Here is a 20,775-nt window from a genome sequence, read left to right on the forward strand (position 1 = left end):
TGGTCTTTTCTACTTGAAATTTCTAGTAGGGATTCATATAATTTTAATAATATCATGTTTTTAAGAAACCTTTCTATTTTTATCATTGTGATTGCTGGCTTTTTTATGCCTAAAAGTTCATATGCTCAAGAGAGAAAATCAACCACCTTTCTAGAATATGTATATGGCTGGAATAACACCGATTATTATTGCGGACAAAATCCTAAAAATGGAGGTATGGGAATGTTTACATTAGACCATACTACAATTACTAAATGGGGTGGTGTTTATGGTTTTGTTAACTTTTTATTTGCTCCAGATGGTTTTTATGAAGCAGGTTATAGTAACGAAAAATTAGATAAAACATCTGGGAAATATAGATTGTATTCAGAGGTGTATCCTTGGGTAAGTTTATCAGGTGTAACAGGTAGAGATTTCTCTTTCGGACCTGTTGCAGATGTATCTTTAGATGCACAAATAAACCTTACTAATGGAAGTGCTGCTGGTTTAGTAGGCGTAGGCTTTACTTTTAAAGCACCTCTAAAAAAAGATTTCTTAAAAGTATCTGCCTATTGGAGGAAGGATAATATCAAAGAAAATTCTATGCAAATTACAGCTGCTTTTAACTTACATGTTTGGCCAAAAGCTGGATTTAGAATTCAAGGATTTGTTGACTTAATTCCTCAAGTAAAAAATAGAGCAGAATTTGGTGGTGCAGATTTAGGAACGGATTTCTTATCTCAAGTACGCTTCTTGTTTGATGTTGGCAGAAATAGCATTTTCAAAAACGATTCATTTTCTAAATTAGAAATTGGATGTGGTATTGGTATGCACTTCAATAAAGATTTAAAGAAACATAAAGCAAGCTCTTTTGTACCTCAACCTTGTATTAGGTTGTCATTTTAATAATGTAACTCGTAATTATCTGTTTTGAAATAGCAATCTATTTAAATAGAAACTCCTGACTTATTTTAAATCAGGAGTTCTTTTTATATCTATATTTTTATTAATAAATCAATTACCAATCATCGTCCTCATCAGACCCAAAATCATCAGCATCAGACCATGTGTCATTGTCCGACAAATCAAACCAACCTGTAGCCTTGTTTTCTTCTGTTTCTGTTTCTACTTCTTCAATACCATAATCATCAATTATAACATCATCGGATGGGTGAGAATCTTCTGTATTGAAATCATCAAAATTAGAAGCTACTTCGTCGTTAAAATAATCTGAACTAGCATCTACGGATTCCATATATCCCATATCATCACCTAAGTCTGTTTCGAAAAAAGAATCTTCTATTGTGATATTGTTATTGTGTGACATGCTCGACCACATCATGCTATAAAATAGGTAATCGTCGAAGCCGTAATAACCGTAATGTATGCCATAGTCTCCATACTCTCTTTTATAACGTATATCTTTAGTAGATGCTATTTTTTGAGCAGGAACAATAATTTTTGATTTTATTTCTAATTTTACATCATCAACTTTCATTAATGATTTAATGTTTACTTTCAGTTCTTGTAAGAAAGCTTCGAAAAGCTGTTGTTTTTCTAATTTAAAAGCATTGTATTTTTCTTGATCTTGAAAAATACCCTTCATATCATTTTCTAATGTAGCTCGTTCTTTATTTTTACTATTAAACTGCTTTAGTAAACCATTTATTTTTATTGCAATGGGGTACTCTCCTACATCATGTGTTCTGTTGATATCAATTTCTAAAAGGTATTTAAAATTATGGTCTTCATGTTCCATAATCATTACAAGCTTTTTAAAGTACACAGACATAGATGTGTCAACTTCTAAATCGTAAACATCAAAGGCTTCTTTTAAATCTCCTTCTTTTCCTTGCGTATCTAAGTAAAAATCTATTCCATCATGAGATAAGCGTACTATGTTATCAATTTTTGAATGGAAGAGAACTGTATTTAATTGTTGTAGTATTGATAATGCAGAAAATGTTTCTCGTTCTACTTTATCTGAAACATTACCCATAGTTAGGTAATGCAACATCCTTTTGAATGCTTTAGTAGGTTTAACTTTTTCTATTTGCGTTAACTGACTAGGATCAATTGTTATATTTCCTTCAAAATACATAATGCGCTATTTATTGGTAGTAATACTGTGCTTGTCTATAATTCTAGAGGAGATAAATTTAGTCTATGACAAACTTATTTCCGTGCCATTCAAATATTAAATTATTATCAATTTCTTTTACTTTTACAAAAGGTGTAGATCCTTTTTCTTTACTCCAAATAATAGTAGGTTCTCCGCTAACAACATAAGCAGATAAGCCACTAAGTTCTTCTTGATGATTTTTAAAATCGTCGTCGACAAAATCAACTGTAAAAGTATTACTACTTTTAGTATAGTTTAATCGTGCTTGGTCTGTGTGTTCTTCTTCGTCACTATCTTGCATCTGTACCATACATTCTGTTACAGAAAATTCTCCTCCGTTAAAATAGAATTCCATTACTTTCTGTTGTGCAAAAAGTGATGATGAAAGTAGTGTGAAGAAAAGTATGAAAAGGTTTTTCATTATAATCCGAATCTATAATTTACACCTGTAAGTAAGAATTTACTATACTGAGAAACTCCATATTCACCTCTAATCATTACCCTTTTAGAAACTTGGAATTGCCCTCCAAATTGGAAAGTGAATTTTTGAATAAGGTCTTTCTTGATTTCATATTGAATTGACATATTTTCGATATTACCAGAACCTACATCAATCCCAATTTGTTCATTAACACCATCAATTATTTTCTTTTGAACAGGAGATAATTGGCCATACCACTGTCTTACTGCATCTCCAATTCCTGGTATTGCAGTTGCCAAAGTAATATCTCCAGCATTTCCTTCTGCATTAGTAAAATTACGGTACATAGCACCTACATAAAAAGCTAAGTAACGTTGTTTTTTAAAGTTAAACCTTCTACCAAATCGTGCAGAAGAAGTAACTACACCAACATTGTTTTTAAGCAACTCCGTTCTTGTTGCTGAATAATTAATATCCCATGAGATAAAATATTTACCTATACCGTAATTAAATGTAGCTCCACCACCAAAAGCAATTGCGGTAAATTCTACTTTAGAACTAAATTCGGGAAATTTTTCGTTACCAAAATTGGGTTGTAAACTAACTTCTGTACTACCTCCTACTTGAGAAAATAGGCCATAAACATCTAAAAATGGAAGTGCAAAAAGATCTGCTCTTACATTATACCCATGTGAAACTGCTCTAGTTTTTTTAAATCCTAAGGTGTTTTTATTAAAAATTGGGTTGTAACCCATATTATTAAAACCTAGTTTAAAATCTGTAATATCTAGAAACATTTCATTATAAACATAATGCAATGCTACACCTCCTGGTAATGGAAAATCATAACCTCTATCTATCACTTTTTGTCCCCATATAGGAAATTTATAAGGATAAATACTATCGGTATTTGCAATTATCGTCTGGTCAGTTGGTTCTTTTAACGTTTCTTCTTGAGCATATGTACTTAAAGAAAGTAATAAAGAGAGAGAGAGTAATATGTATTTCATTTTTAATGGATTATTAAAAGATCGTAGTATAAATATATACTAATATGATTTAATCTGCTAAAAAATGTTATTATTATTCTAATTACTCTGATAATTTTTCAACCCATCCATTAAATTTCTTAGATCATCTACGGATTTTTGGAGATTATCTATTATTTGTAATATTTGAGGATCATCAATTCTGTAAAGACTTAATAAGTTTGCTAGACTCTCAATAGAATTCATTGGCCCGAGAATATCCTCTGACGATTGGAATATAAATTTCTCAAGAACTACATTATGACTATTTAAATTATTATTCAACTCTTCTAGAATATAGTTCTTCTTTCTTAACTCAAACAACCGCATTACTTGACTAGATAATGCCATTAAAGTTTCTTGTTGCTGTATGGTAAGTTTATTTGGTTTATTATCAATTACACAAATTGTACCTAGAGGATTCCCTTTATTTGTTACCAGTGGTACACCTGCATAAAATAAAACATGAGGATCTTCTACAACAAAAGGGTTATCATAGAATCTTTCGTCTAAACGAGCATCTTCTACAATCATTATTTCTCCGGGATTATTTAATGCGTGTCCGCAAAATGACATTTCTCTTAGTCCTTCTGTTGCCTCAATTCCATACGTTCCTTTAAACCATTGTTTTTCACTTTCAATTACACTAATCATAGAGATTGATGTATTGCATATCTGAGCGGCTATTTTTGCAATATTCTGATAATCTATTTTATCAATACTATTAATTAAGTCGTAGGATGCTAGATCTTCTAACCTTACTTTTTCTGTTTGTGGTGTTTCTGGCTTTATCATATATACATGTCTTTACAGTAATTTACATAAAAAAATCTAAGATCTTACTTTAAAATCAAGTACTTTCTCTTTCAATTAATTGTACAGGTAATTTTCTAATTATAGACATTGGAATAAATACTCTACCGTTATCTTTGGCTTTTTTCATTTCATTAATCCTATCTTGTAATAACCCTGCCGCTATGTACCCCATTTCTTTTGCTGGTTGGTTTATTGTTGATAAGGACGGGTAAAATAACTCTCCCATAGCATCACCAGAAATACCCATTACTGCAATTCTATCTGGAATTTTTATTCCTCTTTTATGCAATAAACTGATTAATTTGAAAGCAATTGGATCGTTAAATGCAATAATCGCATCTGGACGTTCTTTTAAGACCATCAATTTATCTAAAGCAGTACCTACACTCCTTCTTAAATCTATTGTAGGAACTATTAAATCTGCAGATGTACCTCTGCCGTTCCTCTCCATAGCTGTTTTATAGCCTAGTAATCGTTCCTGAGAAATGTGCATATCTGTAGGGCCAGTTATAAATGCTATACGTTTATATCCTTTATTAATTAGATGAGTTGTTGCCTGGTAACCTGCATCAAAATCATCTACAATAACTCTTGGTATGGGCAATACACTATTGGGCAAAATTCTATCAAATACTACAATTGGAATCTCCTCTTCCATTGCTCTGCGTAAATGATCATCTTTTCTTGTATTAAATGATAAAGAAATAAGTATTCCGTCTACTTGCCTATCAATTAACAAGTCAATACAATCACTTTCTTTATTTTCATTCTCATCGCTATAAACTATAATAAGGTCGTACCCTAATGGTTTAAGAAATTCATCGATACCCATTATCACAGTACCAAAGAATGTTACGGTTAATTCTGGTATTATTACACCGATAAGAAATGACTTCTTACTTGCTAACCCTGCAGCTAAAACACTTTTTTTATAGCCAATTTTATCTGCTAACTCTACAACTTTTCTTTTTGTAATAGGGTTAATATCCTGTGCATCTCTTAATGCTCTTGATACCGTAGAGACAGAAATATCTAATTTTCTGGCAATATCTTTTATGGTTGGTCTTTTCTTTTTCATCTGTTAAAAATATACAAAACGATAGATATTGGTAAGTTACAAAATTTCCGAGAACGTTACCGGTAACGCTATTTTAAAATTTTAGGAAGTGTTATTTTGGCGATTTAAAATTTAACGCTCAGATTTGAAGCATCGAAATGAAATAAAGTATTTAAAACTTAAACATAAAATACCATGCAAGCTAAAGCAATCGTAGAAAAATTTGAAGCATTATTCAGCAAAGATCCATTGATCTCTAGAGCTCCAGGTCGTGTAAACATCATCGGTGAACACACTGATTACAACGACGGGTTTGTGCTTCCTGCATCTATCGACAAAGAAATGGTTTTTGCATTGGCATTAAACGGTACTAACACTGTAAATGCTTACGCTCTTGATTTAGAAGAAGAAGGTTCTTTTGATCTAAGCAACATTGTTCCTACTGAAGGTTGGATTAACTACATTAAAGGTGTAGTTGCAGAAACAGCTATTAAAGGTTTAGAACCAAAAGGTTTTGACGTAGTATTTGCTGGCGACGTTCCTTTAGGAGCTGGTATGTCTTCTTCTGCTGCTTTGGAATGTGCTTTAGCAACAGGTTTAAATAAATTATTTGAGGGTAACTTATCAAAAATTGATATCGTATTGGCATCACAAATGTCTGAGCATAACTTTGCTGGCGTTAAATGTGGTATCATGGATCAGTTTGCTTCTACTTTCGGTCAAACTAACAAAGTAATCAAGTTAGATTGTCGTACTAAAGAGTATGAGTACCATAACTTAGACATTACAGGACACAAACTTGTTCTTTGTAATACAAATGTAACACACTCATTAGCTTCTTCGGAGTACAATACACGTAGAGAGCAGTGTGAGGCGGGTGTTGAGATCATCAAAGAAACTTATCCTAACATTATCAACTTACGTGATGTATCTGTTGAGCAAATGCATGAGTTTGAAGGTAAAATGGACGAAACTATCTACAACAGATGTTCTTATGTTGTTGAAGAAAACGACCGTTTAACTAAAGCATGTGCATACATGGATAAAGGTGACTTAGTGAACTTAGGTAAAATGATTTACGGTTCTCATGAAGGTCTTTCTAAAAAATATGCAGTTTCTTGCCCAGAATTAGACTTCTTGGTAGAGCAAACATTAGAAGATGACAACGTTCTTGGTGCAAGAATGATGGGTGGCGGCTTTGGTGGCTGTACTATCAACCTTGTTAAAGAAGAAGCAGTAGACGCATTTATTGAGCGTATGACTAAAGCTTACAAAGAAGGCATGAACAAAGATATGTCTGCTTATGCTGTTGTTATCGGTGAAGGTGCAAGAGTTGAAGAATCAGTAGAAGCTTAATTTAAGCTCTAAATTATATTAGAACGTAAATTAAGATTGGCTAAATATCAGTTTTAATTTACGTTCACTTCTATGCTAACTAGCATTTAGAACAAACTATACAGACTTAAAAGATTTAAGAAAATGGAATTTAATTTCGAAGATCATCCACATAGAAGATACAATCCGTTAACGAACGAATGGGTACAAGTATCTCCACATAGAGCTAAAAGACCTTGGCAAGGACAGGTAGAAAAAGTTGATGAAGAGCAACGTCCTGAACATGATCCTAATTGTTATTTATGTGCTGGGAACACTCGTATTAATGGCGAAGTGAACCCTGATTATAAGGATACTTTTGCGTTCCAAAACGACTTTGCTGCTCTTTTAGAAGAAATACCTTCTGGTGAAGTAAACGAAGGAAATGGTTTGTTTAAAGCCAAAAGTGAAAGAGGTCTTTGTAAGGTAATTTGCTTCTCGCCACGTCACGATTTAACTATTCCAGAAATGGATGTTGATGGTATCCGTAAGGTAGTTGATTTATGGTGTAAGGAGTATGCTGAACTTGGTGCAAGAGATTACATCAATTATGTTCAGATTTTCGAAAACAAAGGTGCTGTAATGGGATGTTCAAACCCGCACCCACACGGGCAGGTTTGGGCACAAGAATCGCTACCACTAGAACCAGAAAAGAAACAAGCTAATCAGTTGGCGTATTTTGATAAGAATGGTAAAACTATGCTATCAGATTATATTGCCGATGAGTTGAAACAAGGTACACGTGTAGTTTACGAAAACGAGCATTTTGTTGCACTAGTTCCGTATTGGGCTGTTTGGCCTTTCGAAACTATGATCGTTCCTAAACGTGCTGTTGCAAGAGTAACAGATTTAACTGAAGAAGAACGTGATGCTTTGGCAGATGCGTACAAATCATTAACTGTAAAGTATGATAATATCTTCCAAGTTTCATTCCCTTATTCAGCAGGTATCCACCAAGCTCCTACAGATGGAGAGGATCACCCTGAATGGCATATGCACATGACATTCTATCCTCCATTACTTCGTTCTGCAACAGTAAAGAAGTTTATGGTAGGCTACGAGATGTTAGCAAACGCACAAAGAGATATTACAGCAGAAACTGCTGCTGCAAGAATAAGAGAACAATCGCTTACACATTATAAAAGCACTGTTCTTGAAGAAGAAAATCGTTAGTTAGTAGTTTAATTAAGCAAACCATAGTTACTTACTATGGTTTGCTTCTTAGCTTATGTTTATAAAGTTCTTATCACTTTAAATCATATAAATTAGACTGTAATTATAGAGTTTCTTCTATACAGTTTAGATTTTTTGACTTAATATTGTTCTTTCAAACAAATTAATAGTTTTAAGAAAATCAAAAGAGTTATGAAAAAGAAGATTTTAGTAACCGGAGGGTTAGGATATATTGGTTCTCATACGTGTGTAGAACTTATTAATAAAGGTTTTGAAGTAGTTATTGTAGATAACTTGTCTAATTCTGAGGCTTCTGCTTTAGATGGTATTGCAAAAATTGCAGGCGAGCGTCCTACTTTTTATGAGTTTGATTTATTAGATGCTGAAGCATTAGATAAGTTATTCAAATTCGAAAAATTAGATGGCATTATTCATTTTGCTGCTTCTAAAGCTGTAGGTGAATCTGTAGAAAAACCTCGTTTATACTATAGAAATAATCTTCAAACATTATTGAACTTATTAGACAATATGGTAAAATATGATGTACAAAACATTGTATTCTCATCATCTTGTACTGTTTATGGTCAGCCAGATATTTTGCCTGTAACAGAACAAACTCCTGTTCAAGCAGCTTTATCGCCTTATGGTAACACAAAACAAATTTGCGAAGAAATTCTACGCGATACTGTAAAGGCTGAAGATAATGTAAAAGCAATTGCTTTACGTTACTTTAACCCTGTAGGAGCGCATGATTCTGCATTAATTGGTGAATTACCATTGGGTGTTCCTCAAAATTTAATGCCTTTTATTACGCAAACTGGTATTGGAATGCGTAAAGAGTTAAGCGTATTTGGTAGCGATTATGATACAAAAGATGGAACGTGTATTCGTGACTATATCCATGTTGTGGATTTGGCGAACGCTCACATTGTTGCGCTTAACAGAATGATTGGCAAAAAACAAAAAGCTAAATACGAATTCTTTAATGTAGGTACTGGTACGGGGTCTACAGTTCTAGAAGTAATCAATTCTTTTGAAAAAACTTCTGGAGAGAAATTAAACTACAAAATTGTAGATCGTAGAGAAGGAGATATCGAAAAGATTTATGCTGATACAACTTTCAGTAATAAAGAATTAGGATGGTCTTCTGAAAAGAATTTAGATGATATGACCTCTTCTGCTTGGAAATGGCAAGTGGCATTAAGAGAAAAACAAGCTACAGAAGCTTAATTTTCTTTTAAAAGAGATTCTTAGCATCACAAATCAATCGTTATGATAGGTTTGTGATGCTATTCTATATAGCAAATGCAACTATCGTATTTAAAATTTGTAATGAAATGATTGAAACAACACAAATTGAAAAGACATCTTGGGGAACAAATCAAGGTAAAGAAGTATTCTTATATACTTTAACAAATGCATTGGGTTCTCAATTGCAAGTAGCTACTTATGGTGGCATACTTGTGAGCTTTAAAACTGCAGATAAAGCAGGTAATTTTGGCGAGGTATTGTTAGGAAAAGACAACTTAGAAGATTACTTAGATAACACATGTTATTTAGGGGTTATTGCTGGTCGTTTTGCTAACCGTATTGCCAAAGGTAAAGTAACTATTGATGGTACAGACTATACTTTAGCTACCAACAATGGAGAAAACTTTTTACACGGTGGTGCTAAAGGTTTTGATCAAAAAGTTTGGGACGTTGTAGAAGAAAAATCTGAAAACGGAACTACTTCTTTGGTACTCTCTTATGTAAGTGCAGATGGGGAAGAAAACCTACCTGGTACCATGACAACTCAGGTTAAATATTCTTTAACTGACGATAATGAGATTGTTTTAGAGTATACCGCAACTACAGATAAAAAGACTGTAATTAACCTTACTTCTCACCCTTATTTTAACCTTAAAGGTGAAGGTGATATTGCTGATGTTGATCTAAAATTAAACTGTGAGTTCTTCACTCCTATTGATGAAACTTGTATTCCTACAGGTGAAATTATTTCGGTAAAAGGTACTCCTTTCGATTTTACAGAAACAAAGAAAATCGGTCTTGAAATAGATGCAGATTACGAGCAAAATAGAATTGGAGTGGGTTATGATCATAACTTGGTAATCAATAAGCCTTACGGTGAATTTGGTTTTGTAGGTGAAGCATACGATGCAACAACAGGTAGAGCAATGTCTGTTTATACTACAGAGCCTGGTATTCAGTTCTATACAGGCAACTGGTTAGAAGGTGAAAAAGGAAGAAACCAAACTGCTTTAATTAAGCGTGAAGGTTTCTGTTTAGAAGCTCAACACTACCCAGATACACCAAACCAACCACATTTCCCATCTGCGGAATTAAACCCTGGTGAAACATATACTCAAAAAACTGTTTACAAGTTCTTTGTAAAGTAATTTTTGAGTTTATAAAATAAAGCCAATACCTATTGAAACAGGTATTGGCTTTATTTTTAATGCAATATTTCTAAAACATTTAAGTCCTTTTCTTCATCAATATATTCTTGAAGTTCCGTAAACTCCTTTTCCTTTTGAGGGTCAGTACAAATAAGCAGTAATTTATTTAATGTATTCCAAAACTGATCATTTACTTCAAAACCTTCCGTTTGCATTAATTTCTCTATAGTCTTTGCTAAATAATAATTATGCTCTCCCACTTCTTCTTGAGCTAAGATATTCGGAAGTAAAAAGCTTATTGGCCATAAGTTATTCTGAGCTATAGCCCTTGTTATTTGAGATAAATAAAGCTGATTAATACGTTCAAAGCGTTCTTCTTCTGTAACTTCCTTTATTTCTTTATCTTTAAAATGATCAAAATCTATATCTGAAGAGTAAAAGAAAAAACGTTCCTCTATTACATTTTTTGATGTATCTAACTTACTTTGCTCTTCATAAAATTCTAGTACCTGTTCTTTATTCTTCACTAAACTAAAAGACGCAAACACCTCTTTTACTTTAGGCCAGAAATTATCACTTTTGGTCAATTCATAATCTTCTGTTAGTGTTTCAAGCTTCTTTACAAGGCCTTCAATATTAACGGGAAGTTCGTGCAGATTATGGTTTATTTGTGCATTAAAATTAAAACCAATCAATTTCATTAAGTGCTCTTCTTTGATAGCAGAATAAATACGTTCCTGAATTCTATGGTACTGTTGTACTATTTCTGGAGCATCATCCATTGGATTTTTTACCACTATTTTCTTTTCTTCTTTTGGTGCAGAAGAAAACATCTGCTTTAATTTATTGAACATACTTATAAAAATATTTGTATTGATATTAATTCTATCTAAAATTAATCAAGTTTTTGGAGAATTCAAGGTGTGCTTAACTTTAGACTTTAAAATTGAGATGTTGTACTCCAACCTCATAGAATAAGAGGAATGAACCTGCTATATAGGACGTTGCATTTAATGGTTAGAAAATGGCGTGTGATTTTAAAATATATTTTTCAGAAACTAAATATCAAATAAAAAACCTCATCGGCATTACCAATGAGGTTTCATAACTTAACTCTCTCAATTTTTTTATCACTTATCTACTAAGCGCATTCATCTAACTTCTGATTATATAAACTGCTTTAATCATTATTTTGTTTCAATTTAAACAATAAATAATATCAATAAAAGTTAACTAAAAAGGCATCTCTCAATCGAAAGATGCTTTTGTATGTATGTCAATAATAAATGTTCGTCCTTGTAATCAGTTTAGTATTTAGTTGAATACTATTTTAATTTTCTAAATGTAGAATTAAGTAGTTCATTAATCTAATAAAAGACAATGATTCACATCTAACAATCTCCCCAAATCAAATAGCTAATTTAATGTTTGATTATCTTCTTTTAATGGTATAAATAGTGTGTAAGAATCTTGCTCTTTTGTTTTAATGCTTACTGTAAAAACAGTTGGTTTTCCATCTTCTAAAAAGACAAATGGACGCTCCATTCTATGCACCTTTATGGTCTTTCCTTCTTTAGTTTTATAATTAAGTTCTGACACTTTATAATTCTTTGCTTTATGCCACGATAAACCATCTATTGAAGTTATCATACCTAGGTAACCAAAAGCATGATATATTGCATAATATCTTTCTCTAGATTTATCGTACCAAACACATGGATCTTCAGCATTAAGGTCTCCTACAGCCGCTTCTTTTTGAATTACCCATGGACCTTCTGGCTTATCTGCTAACGCAATTGCCTGACTTCTTATAAGTTCTTTTTTATTTGGTTTGTCTCCTCTTACAAACATTAAATAGCCGCCATCTGGACGTTCTGTAACAGCGGGGTTACAAGTAATATTGGCAATTGGTCCAGCTGGTGTAACGATTGGCTTATCTAAACGCTCCCAGGGTCCATTTAAATTATCCGAAACAGCTACACCAATTCTTTGGTTTATTCTTACTAATGCCCTGTTTTCATTTTCCATCCATTTAGTTCTTGCCTCAATAAATTGAGTTGTAGATAGTTTCTTATCTCCAGTATTTGTAGATATGTAATACAAATAATATTTACCATTATATTTTTTAATTCTGGGATTATGTACAGAATAAGCATCCCAATTTCCATACCCCCTAGATTCTAAAACTACTTCTTTAAACGTATAAGGGCCTGCAGGACTATCAGCAATTGCATGAGCAACAACTCCGTCGGTTAACCAGCATAAAAAACCAAACTTTCTTGGCATTTGTGCATAGAAACAATGGTATTTATTATCGTCTCCTTTTATTATAGATGCACCCCAATTAAAATTAAGAGAATCATAGAAAATATTATCGTCAGTAACTCCTAAAAAAGTATCTTGAAAAGATAAATCATCGGTATCTTTAGCAACTGTATAAGTTGCTAAAGTTTGTTTAGTTGTACTACTACAAGAAAAGAAAGTAAGAAGTAATATTAGTTGTAAAAAGTTCTTCATTTTTTAAGTTTAGTTTCGTAAAAAGTTTGCTTGCTAGTTTGCTTATTATCCACTAATTGTTTGAAATTAATAGTTGTCTTGTTAGTTTAATTTGCTTAACATGGTGCATCAAAAAACTTATCAGCACCATGTATCAGCAGAATTATTTATTAAAATTAATACGCTTTAGCTTTACACTATTTCAACTTCCTGTACTCTAATCTGATGAATCATTTCGATTACATAAGCCACTTTATTTTCAATCTGTTCTAAATTAAAATCTCCATTGGTATCTTTTACAAACAATTGAGAACCAATACCTACACAATGCACACCAGCATCTATCCAACTTCTTAAATTCTCTTCTGTGGGTTTTACGCCACCAGTTGGCATAATACTAGACCAAGGTTGAGGACCTTTTACTGCTTTAACAAATTCTGGCCCACCAACTTGTGCTCCAGGGAATATCTTAACTACCTCAGCTCCAAGTTCTTCTGCATAAGAAATTTCTGTTAGTGTACCACAACCTGGACTCCAAGAAACTTTTCTTCTATTACATATTTTAGCCATTTCTGCATTTAAGATTGGAGATACAATAAAATCTGCACCTAATTGTAAATACAAAGCTGTTGTTGGTGCATCGTAAATAGTACCAATTCCCAATGCCAATTCAGGCAGTTCTTTATTTCTAAAGTGCACTAATTCTGCAAAAACTTCATGGGCAAAATCTCCTCTATTTGTAAATTCAAATACTCTTGCTCCACCTTTATAACAAGCTTTTAAAACTTGTTTGCATACCTCAATGTCTTTGTGATAAAATACAGGAACCATTCCTACAGATTTCATCATTAAAGCAATATCAATTCTAGAAAATTTCATTTTATCTTATAATTTTTCCTAACCCGTTTGTTTTAATAAAATCAAGTACTTCTTGCTTAGAACAGATATTCTGATCTCCTTCAATAGTATGTTTTATTGCCGATGCTGCCACTGCAAATTCTATGGTTTCTTGGTGATTTTTTAAATTTCTTAAGCCATAGATTAATGCCGCCATAAAAGAGTCTCCGCCACCTACTCTATCAACAATATGCGTTAAATCATATTGCTGAGATCTGTATACTTTTTCACCATCATACAATGCACCGCTCCATGTATTATGACTTGCTGAAATTGTACCTCTTGATGTAAATACTACAATCTTACAGTTCGGGTTTTCTTTTATAATTTTCTGTCCTTCTTCTTCAAACAAATAGTCATCAATTTTACCCGCAAGTACATCTACGTCTGGGTGAGTTCCTGACATTACATGATTGAATTTCATTAATTCGGGCATTACTTCATCAGCACTTTTTCCCCATTTCCAAAGATTACCTCTAAAGTTGTAATCCATAGAAATAGTAAGTCCTTTTTTAGTTGCAATTTCTAACCCTTCTTTTAATGCTAAAGTTGCACTTTCAGACACAGCAGGAGTAATTCCAGACCAATGAAACCAATCTGCACCATCAAAAACGGTATCCCAATCTATCATTCCTTTTTCTAAAGTAACTAAAGAGGAATAATTTCTATCATAAACTACTTTACTAGATCTGCCAATTGCCCCATTTTCATAATAGTATAAACCTATTCGATCTCCGCCAAAAAGGACATCGGAAGTTGCTATTCCAAAGCCTTTTAAATGATGTAAAGCACTTGCTACCATATCATTTTGGGGTACTCTAGTTACATAAGAAACAGAATCACCAAACTGTGCTAAAGACACTGCTACATTTGCTTCTGCTCCTCCAAAATCAATAGTTAATTGTTTTGCTTGTGATAACCTTTGGTAGCCCGGTGATGATAATCTAATTAAAAGTTCACCAAAACTGACAATTTTTTTCATACTATTTAATAATTAATTTCTGTGTAAGAACTTGCTTATCTAAGTGAACTCTAACAATGTAAATTCCATTTTTGAGACTTTTAACCTCTATTTTTTTGGTATTTACACCCATTTTTTCTGTTAGAACTACTTTACCAGATAAATCTACAAATTCAATATACTCAGGAATTTTATTACCTTTTACAATTACAGAAACTTGCTCTTGCTGACTAGGGTTTGGAAGTAATACTAAATTATTGTTAGACAACTGTGTACCTTCTATTGCTGTGGGAGGCATTTGTAAGTCGAATGTTCTTTCTACAGGAAGGCTAAAATTAAATACGCGCATTGCTAAACTACTTACATGACCCGAATTATCTGGGAATGTAATTGTGATTGTATTTGTTTCTGCTAGTAATTCATAATCTACTGGTATTTCAAGAACTCCAAAGAAACGTTCTTTTTCTAGCTGATTGTCACCTCTAATATTTGTAGGAACAACAACTTCTTCGCCATTTACTTTAACCGTTGGTTTTAAAGATAAACCATGATCTCTTCCTAAGCCTAAACGAAGAACAACTTCCCCTTGTTTTTCTTTTATTACATTATTAATTGTAAATGAAAGTGGAGTATTAGATTTAATTTCTTGATAATAGTCTGTTGCGTAATATTTAGTTTCTTTAGATGTTTCTACTATTTCTAAAGTTTCTGTTAAATCAATTTCTAAGATAATTGTACCTTCTGCTCCAATAGATAACTCTTCTGGTATTGATGTAAATTCATTAACAGCCAAAATAGGTTCATTGTTGTTTGCGTAAAGATGTTTAACCTCTACTGATGTAACTTTATCATTATCAACACCAAAAGTATTTAATGAAATAGTTGATTCAGTTTGATTTAAATTACTTAGTATGATATATACTTTTTTATCGTCTACAAAGGCATCTGTTTGTATATCTAAATTTTCTGATAAAATATCTACTCTTGTTCCCTTAACATTTTTCCAAAGATCAAAAAACTTGATAATATCTGTATAAACCCACTCCTCTCCAGTTTCTCCGGCAGCTTCTTTTTTCTGACGTAATAACCTTGGGTTATAAGGCACTCCATTGTGTCTACCCCATTCTGCTTTTAATACTACAAAAGGGATTACTTTAGCAATTAAATCTGGTCTATCCATAAAAGACAGTAGCATTGAGTTTAACGACTTCATGATTATCCAATCACGTTCTGGCGTCCATGGGTCATTAAAATGAGCATGTGCTTGTGCACCGTATTCAGAAATTACAAATGGCTTTGCTACATTAAATTTATTAAAACTAGCGTGTTCCATCATGTCTAAAGTAGCTTCTACATTACTACCTTTTCTATACTGTTCTGTATTTCTAAATTCAGGAAAATCGTAAAGATGAATAGACCAAAAATCCATTTTCTCCCCACACATATCCATAAAAGTATTCCAACGTTCTTCCCAACGATTAAAGTTATTCAACTCAAAATCTGGAAATGCTGTTGTATAACCTCCAATTAAAACATCAGGGTTTTCTTTTTTAACTTCTGTAGCTATAGTGTTATGGAACTCAAAGATTTTATTTATGTCTGTTGCTCCATAATCAACTAAATGCCAAACAGGTTCATTAATAACCTCAAAATATTTTGGCATTACCTCACTTGTCTCGTTATCGTGAAACTCTTTTATGTAATGTGCAATATACTCCCCTGTTGCTGTTCCTAAAGGTTCATTTTCGGTGTCTGTTTCAGAAAAAGCCCAACCTGTTTTAGTTTCCTGACCGTCTGGCCAAAATGGATGTAATTGAGCTGCTAATATTGTAGAATTGTTTCTTTTAGCATATTTATTATAATTTACATTACTGTTATACTGTGCTTTATAAGGTAGAGATAACTCTTTAAGATGTTCTAAATCGGCATACCCTGGTCTATTTGCATCTTCTTTTACTTGTGCATTTAATATGTAACTAATATGCCCTGTGTTTCTACCAAAATAAACATCATGACCATTCATTAGGTCATCTTTCATATCCAGATGTTCGTTTACTCCTAAAGTAAAATCATTCTCACGTAAACCAGCATGAACAGTAATAAATTTATCTCTATCAAACTCAGAGATATTACCCACACTATGTTTTATATTTAAATTCACATCTACATCAATATTTTGTGCTAAAGCCCATATTGGTAGAAGAAAAATTACTATTGATAAACTTAATTTCATTCCGATATTATTTTTGTTGGTGTGATGAATTCTAAAAAATGAAGTTGTTCTATAATTTGCTTGTTGACATTGTAAATGTATAAAAATATTGGTGTGATTCAGAAGATTATCACTCGATTTATACTGTACAAAGCAAACGCAAGTACTATCTAGTTACTGTCTAGTAAAAAACAACCTTTAAAGCCCTATATAGGGTATAAACACTAAAAATATCAGTTGATAAAAAAGAGAATAAAGTGAAGATAGATCTAATAATTAAGCTAAATTAAGTCTGTAAACTCATTATTTTTTATAATCAATTGGTCTGCTTTTAAACTTTTATCACGCATTAAGAAATAATGCACAGTTACTCTGCAAAATCATTAATTATAGCTAAACTTATTGTTTATTTCTTCTAATCATATTTATAAAAAAAATAGGATAGCTATCCTTAAATAACTATCCTATTCTTCTATTTAAAAAAAATCTATCTACTCGATTTAGTCTTCTTTGCAGTTCTTTCGTTCTTAGCAGTATGTACTACTTTTCTTTTCCCTGCAAATCTTCGAATATATTGGTAATTATAACTTTGATACTTATGTGTTAAGCCCCATTCAAAAATACCAAATGGTTCGCCTGTATTTTTAGATCTATTTAAGCCCATTGCATGCGGTGCACCAGGAATAATAGCTTGAATATTGAAGTTAACACCATCGTTTGCAAATTGAACAGTATTTTTTTCCGGTCCATCTGTAGTAATTAACGACATAATACCGTCTTTATGTTTCCATACACAAATTTCGTGACCACTATTAGAAATTGGATTGTATAAAGATTTCACATACGGCCCAAGAGGGTTATCTGCAATTGCAACACCATGTCTAATCTGGCGTCCGCCAAATGTTACAGCTTCACCCATTTGTTCTCCTTTATAATAAAGATAGAACTTGTCATTATATGGAATAATACATGGATCGTGTACTTTATGGCTATCAAAATCTCCTTTTTTCTCTACTGCAAATCTATCTTGTTCAGTTCCTTTCCAAACACCATTATTGGCTGGTTTTAAAATTGGAGCAGCACTTTTAATCCAAGGCCCGTAAGGAGAATCTGACCAAGCAATACCTACTTCATTTTTTGTTCTTACGTTATAAGGAGATTTAATGGTTTGGTAGCATAAATAATATTTACCGTTGTGTTCCATTACTTCTGGAGTAAATACAGAACGGTCATCGTAGGTACCTTTTTCACCTCGGCTAACAGCTAACCCCTCTTCTTTCCACGTCCATCCATCTGTAGACGATGCCATCCAAATATCACATCTATCCCAAGGAAAAACTTTATCTTTGTCTATATTACCACCAAAACCGTCTGTTTTGCCAATAGATTTAGAATAATACACAAAATATTTACCATCAATTTCTAGTAACGCAGAAGGATCTCTTCTTACTACACCTTCTTCATACGCAAGGTCTCCTTTTAAATCTTGAACAGAAAATTCACCAAACCAATCATTATTTAATGAGTCAGGCCACTCTAATGCTCTTTTAGAAGCCGCACTTAAATGGTTTTTATCAGTAATGCCTAAAAAGTCTAATTTTTCTTCAGAAATATTCGAGAACTCTTCTCCTTTTGTTACAGTTTGTGTTGTACAAGAAGAAAATAATGAAGCTCCTAACAACCCTGCCGCTAGTAGTCCTTTAAGTTGATTTTTCATAGTTTATTATATCAAAAAATTTAATTAGAAATTAAATCAAGCTATTACCAAATGCAATAACAGAAATTCCGATCACCATACAAGAAATTCCTACATAAAGTGATCGTTTTGCATTAGTTGGTGCCGCAACCCACTCCTTTGTTATCAGGCCACCAATAATTGCTACACCTACAGAAACTGTATTAAAAATTGCATAGCCTACAGTTCCTCCGTTTTTACCTAACTTAAATGCTGCAAAAGCAAACAAAGCAGAAGCGGAAAAATTAAAGATGCCCATTAAAGTAGTTAAAAGTGAGTTTCTAGCAAATTGTGTAGTTACAAAATTACTCCATAAACCTTTAGCCGTTAATTGATAACCAAAATAAGTGGCTATAGAAATACCTCCAGCTATGTATATAATATACATTACAACAATTGCACTTACCCATTCTGGATTACCATTGGCAACACAAGCGTTTCTTATAATCTCACCTCCAACAGTATTGGCATAGTTAAACCCTGTTGCTAAAAGACCACCAATAACGGCAATCATAATTCCTGTCAGCATAGAATCTGACTTTAGTGCAGAAGTTGCTTCGTCTGAGGTTTGTTGCTTTAAAATACCTGCTCTTCCGTTACTCATAACACCTATAAGTACAATACCTATTCCTAGCATAATTGTTAAGAAAACGTGATCATCAGGTATTCCATCTATCATAAATGGAATTAATGAGCCTACCAAAATAATAGTACCTATAAAAATTGAAAAGCCTAACGATAAGCCTATGTAATTAATTGCTTTGCCCCACATCATTACACCAATACCCCATAAAAAACTGGCAATACCCATTCCTACAATCACTTTTGTAGGTAAAGATGCTATAATATCTCCAAAGTTATCTACCATAAAAAATACGGCAATATTTGGGATAATAAATGTATTGATCATGAAGAATAACCCCCATGTATTTTCAAACTCAAATTCTTTTGTAAACTTCTCTGGAAGAGCGTATAAGCCGAGCATTAGCCCAGCAAATATCGACCATAAAATACCTTCAATCATGATTTTAGATTTTTATTTAGTTGAAAATTGATAAACTGTAGTGCTATTAAAAGGCTCGTTTGGAGTAGCGAAAGCTCTTGGTGCATTATCTATATTTGGACCGTTAGGATAACGATGTGTTTCGCAACAAAATGCTCTATATCTACCAAATTGATCTCCAGATTCTCTTTTTAAATCATTTGATGTGAAATAGCCAGTATAAAATAACATTCCTGGTTCTGTAGTTTGTATTTGGAGTGCGATACCTGTTTTTGAATGATCGAATGTGGCAACTTCCTTCAATTCATCCATCTGATTAAAAAGATAATAGTGCTCACACCCTGTTGGTAATTCTGCAAATACTTCAGAAAGTAAACGACCTTGATTTAAGTCTAAAACTGTATTTTTAACTTCTTCTATTTCTCCTACAGGAACATTTGTATGATCGGCTTTTAAGAAAGCATCTGCTAAAATTTTAGCAGTATGATTACCTACTGTTTCGGTAAACCCTGAAAGATTAAAATACGTGTGATTTGTAAGAGAAATAGGTGTTTTATGATCTGTAACAGCATTATATTTAATTTGCAATGCATTACTCCCTTTTAAAGTAAAGGTAACCTGTATTTGTACATTTCCTGGAAATCCCTCTTCTAAATGTAAACTACTTTTTTGAAAAGTAATGCTTTCATCCTTCGCAGTTGATACCTGATTAACACACTTCCAAATTTGTTTATCAAAACCTTTTAACCCACCATGAAGATGATTTGATCCATCATTAGTAGCCAAAGCATATTCAGCACCATCAATTTTAAATTTCCCATCTTTTATACGGGATGCAAAACGCCCTACAGTACACCCAAAATAAGGTGCATTAGCCGTATAAGCAGCAGAGAAATAACCCTCCAATTGATCAAAACCACAGGCTACTTCTGTTATTTCATTATTTTTATCTGGAACTTGAATTGATGTAATTGTTGCTCCTAAGGTCATGATTTTCACAGTCATGCCGTTCGTATTTTGCAATGTATATAAATGTATTTTATGGTCTTCATATACACCAAATAGTTGTTGCTTGATCATTGTGCTGTTAATTCTAAATTCA

Annotated in this window: 18 protein-coding genes; 5 read left to right on the top strand and 13 right to left on the bottom strand. The window is 32.7% G+C overall.

All coding sequences use genetic code 11. The features are described 5' to 3' along the window. Positions 1–54 precede the first annotated feature (54 nt). A complete protein-coding gene (locus EI427_RS25305) occupies positions 55–885 on the top strand; it encodes a hypothetical protein (RefSeq protein ID WP_126620335.1) in 831 nt (276 codons plus the stop codon). Between the two features lie 112 nt (positions 886–997). Here the strand turns inward: EI427_RS25305 and EI427_RS25310 are convergent, their stop codons facing one another. From EI427_RS25310 to EI427_RS25330, 5 genes are all read right to left on the bottom strand, one after another. Further along, positions 998–2,080 carry a hypothetical protein gene (locus EI427_RS25310; RefSeq protein WP_126620337.1) on the bottom strand — a complete coding sequence of 361 codons (1,083 nt, stop codon included), beginning with the start codon at positions 2,078–2,080 and terminating at the stop codon, positions 998–1,000. Between the two features lie 58 nt (positions 2,081–2,138). Further along, positions 2,139–2,522 (bottom strand): hypothetical protein, encoded by a 384-nt coding sequence (locus EI427_RS25315; protein WP_126620339.1) that lies wholly within the window; start codon positions 2,520–2,522, stop codon positions 2,139–2,141. Then, positions 2,522–3,532 (bottom strand): hypothetical protein, encoded by a 1,011-nt coding sequence (locus EI427_RS25320; protein WP_126620341.1) that lies wholly within the window; start codon positions 3,530–3,532, stop codon positions 2,522–2,524. Before EI427_RS25320 ends, EI427_RS25315 begins: the two co-directional genes overlap by 1 nt. Positions 3,533–3,610: 78 nt before the next feature. After that, positions 3,611–4,345: a GAF domain-containing protein gene (locus EI427_RS25325; RefSeq protein WP_126620344.1), complete on the bottom strand. Its 735-nt coding sequence runs from the start codon at positions 4,343–4,345 to the stop codon at positions 3,611–3,613. Positions 4,346–4,400: 55 nt separating this feature from the next. Further along, a complete protein-coding gene (locus EI427_RS25330) occupies positions 4,401–5,444 on the bottom strand; it encodes a LacI family DNA-binding transcriptional regulator (protein ID WP_126620346.1) in 1,044 nt (347 codons plus the stop codon). A 174-nt stretch (positions 5,445–5,618) separates the two neighbouring features. Here EI427_RS25330 and galK point away from each other — a divergent pair, with 174 nt between their 5' ends. The 4 genes from galK to EI427_RS25350 all read left to right on the top strand — a co-directional run bounded on the left by galK (position 5,619) and on the right by EI427_RS25350 (position 10,369). Then, complete coding sequence (gene galK, locus EI427_RS25335) at positions 5,619–6,779, top strand: galactokinase (RefSeq protein ID WP_126620348.1); 1,161 nt, start codon at positions 5,619–5,621, stop codon at positions 6,777–6,779. Positions 6,780–6,902: 123 nt separating this feature from the next. Then, entirely contained in the window at positions 6,903–7,970 is a 1,068-nt protein-coding gene (locus EI427_RS25340; RefSeq protein ID WP_126620350.1) for a UDP-glucose--hexose-1-phosphate uridylyltransferase, read from the top strand. A gap of 192 nt (positions 7,971–8,162) precedes the next feature. Further along, positions 8,163–9,200, top strand: a complete 1,038-nt coding sequence (gene galE, locus EI427_RS25345) for a UDP-glucose 4-epimerase GalE (RefSeq protein ID WP_126620352.1) — start codon at positions 8,163–8,165, stop codon at positions 9,198–9,200. 107 nt (positions 9,201–9,307) lie between these two features. Then, complete coding sequence (locus EI427_RS25350) at positions 9,308–10,369, top strand: aldose epimerase family protein (protein WP_126620354.1); 1,062 nt, start codon at positions 9,308–9,310, stop codon at positions 10,367–10,369. 56 nt (positions 10,370–10,425) lie between these two features. Here EI427_RS25350 and EI427_RS25355 read toward each other — a convergent pair whose 3' ends face one another. The 8 genes from EI427_RS25355 to EI427_RS25390 all read right to left on the bottom strand — a co-directional run bounded on the left by EI427_RS25355 (position 10,426) and on the right by EI427_RS25390 (position 20,753). After that, positions 10,426–11,223 (bottom strand): hypothetical protein, encoded by a 798-nt coding sequence (locus tag EI427_RS25355; protein WP_126620356.1) that lies wholly within the window; start codon positions 11,221–11,223, stop codon positions 10,426–10,428. Positions 11,224–11,785: 562 nt separating this feature from the next. Next, complete coding sequence (locus EI427_RS25360) at positions 11,786–12,886, bottom strand: glycoside hydrolase family protein (protein WP_126620358.1); 1,101 nt, start codon at positions 12,884–12,886, stop codon at positions 11,786–11,788. A gap of 171 nt (positions 12,887–13,057) precedes the next feature. Continuing rightward, a complete protein-coding gene (locus tag EI427_RS25365) occupies positions 13,058–13,744 on the bottom strand; it encodes a bifunctional 4-hydroxy-2-oxoglutarate aldolase/2-dehydro-3-deoxy-phosphogluconate aldolase (RefSeq protein WP_126620360.1) in 687 nt (228 codons plus the stop codon). 1 nt (position 13,745) lies between these two features. Next, complete coding sequence (locus EI427_RS25370) at positions 13,746–14,744, bottom strand: sugar kinase (RefSeq protein WP_126620363.1); 999 nt, start codon at positions 14,742–14,744, stop codon at positions 13,746–13,748. A 1-nt stretch (position 14,745) separates the two neighbouring features. Further along, on the bottom strand, positions 14,746–16,956 hold the full coding sequence (locus EI427_RS25375) for a T9SS type A sorting domain-containing protein (RefSeq protein WP_126620365.1): 2,211 nt from the start codon (positions 16,954–16,956) through the stop codon (positions 14,746–14,748). A gap of 466 nt (positions 16,957–17,422) precedes the next feature. Then, a complete protein-coding gene (locus EI427_RS25380) occupies positions 17,423–18,652 on the bottom strand; it encodes a glycoside hydrolase family 117 protein (RefSeq protein WP_126620367.1) in 1,230 nt (409 codons plus the stop codon). A 31-nt stretch (positions 18,653–18,683) separates the two neighbouring features. Continuing rightward, positions 18,684–19,694, bottom strand: coding sequence for an L-rhamnose/proton symporter RhaT (locus EI427_RS25385; RefSeq protein ID WP_126620369.1), 1,011 nt, complete (start codon positions 19,692–19,694; stop codon positions 18,684–18,686). Between the two features lie 12 nt (positions 19,695–19,706). After that, complete coding sequence (locus tag EI427_RS25390) at positions 19,707–20,753, bottom strand: aldose epimerase family protein (protein WP_126620371.1); 1,047 nt, start codon at positions 20,751–20,753, stop codon at positions 19,707–19,709. Between the last annotated feature and the right edge of the window lie 22 nt (positions 20,754–20,775).

The sequence above is a fragment of the Flammeovirga pectinis genome, from assembly GCF_003970675.1.
GTDB classification, from domain to species: domain Bacteria; phylum Bacteroidota; class Bacteroidia; order Cytophagales; family Flammeovirgaceae; genus Flammeovirga; species Flammeovirga pectinis.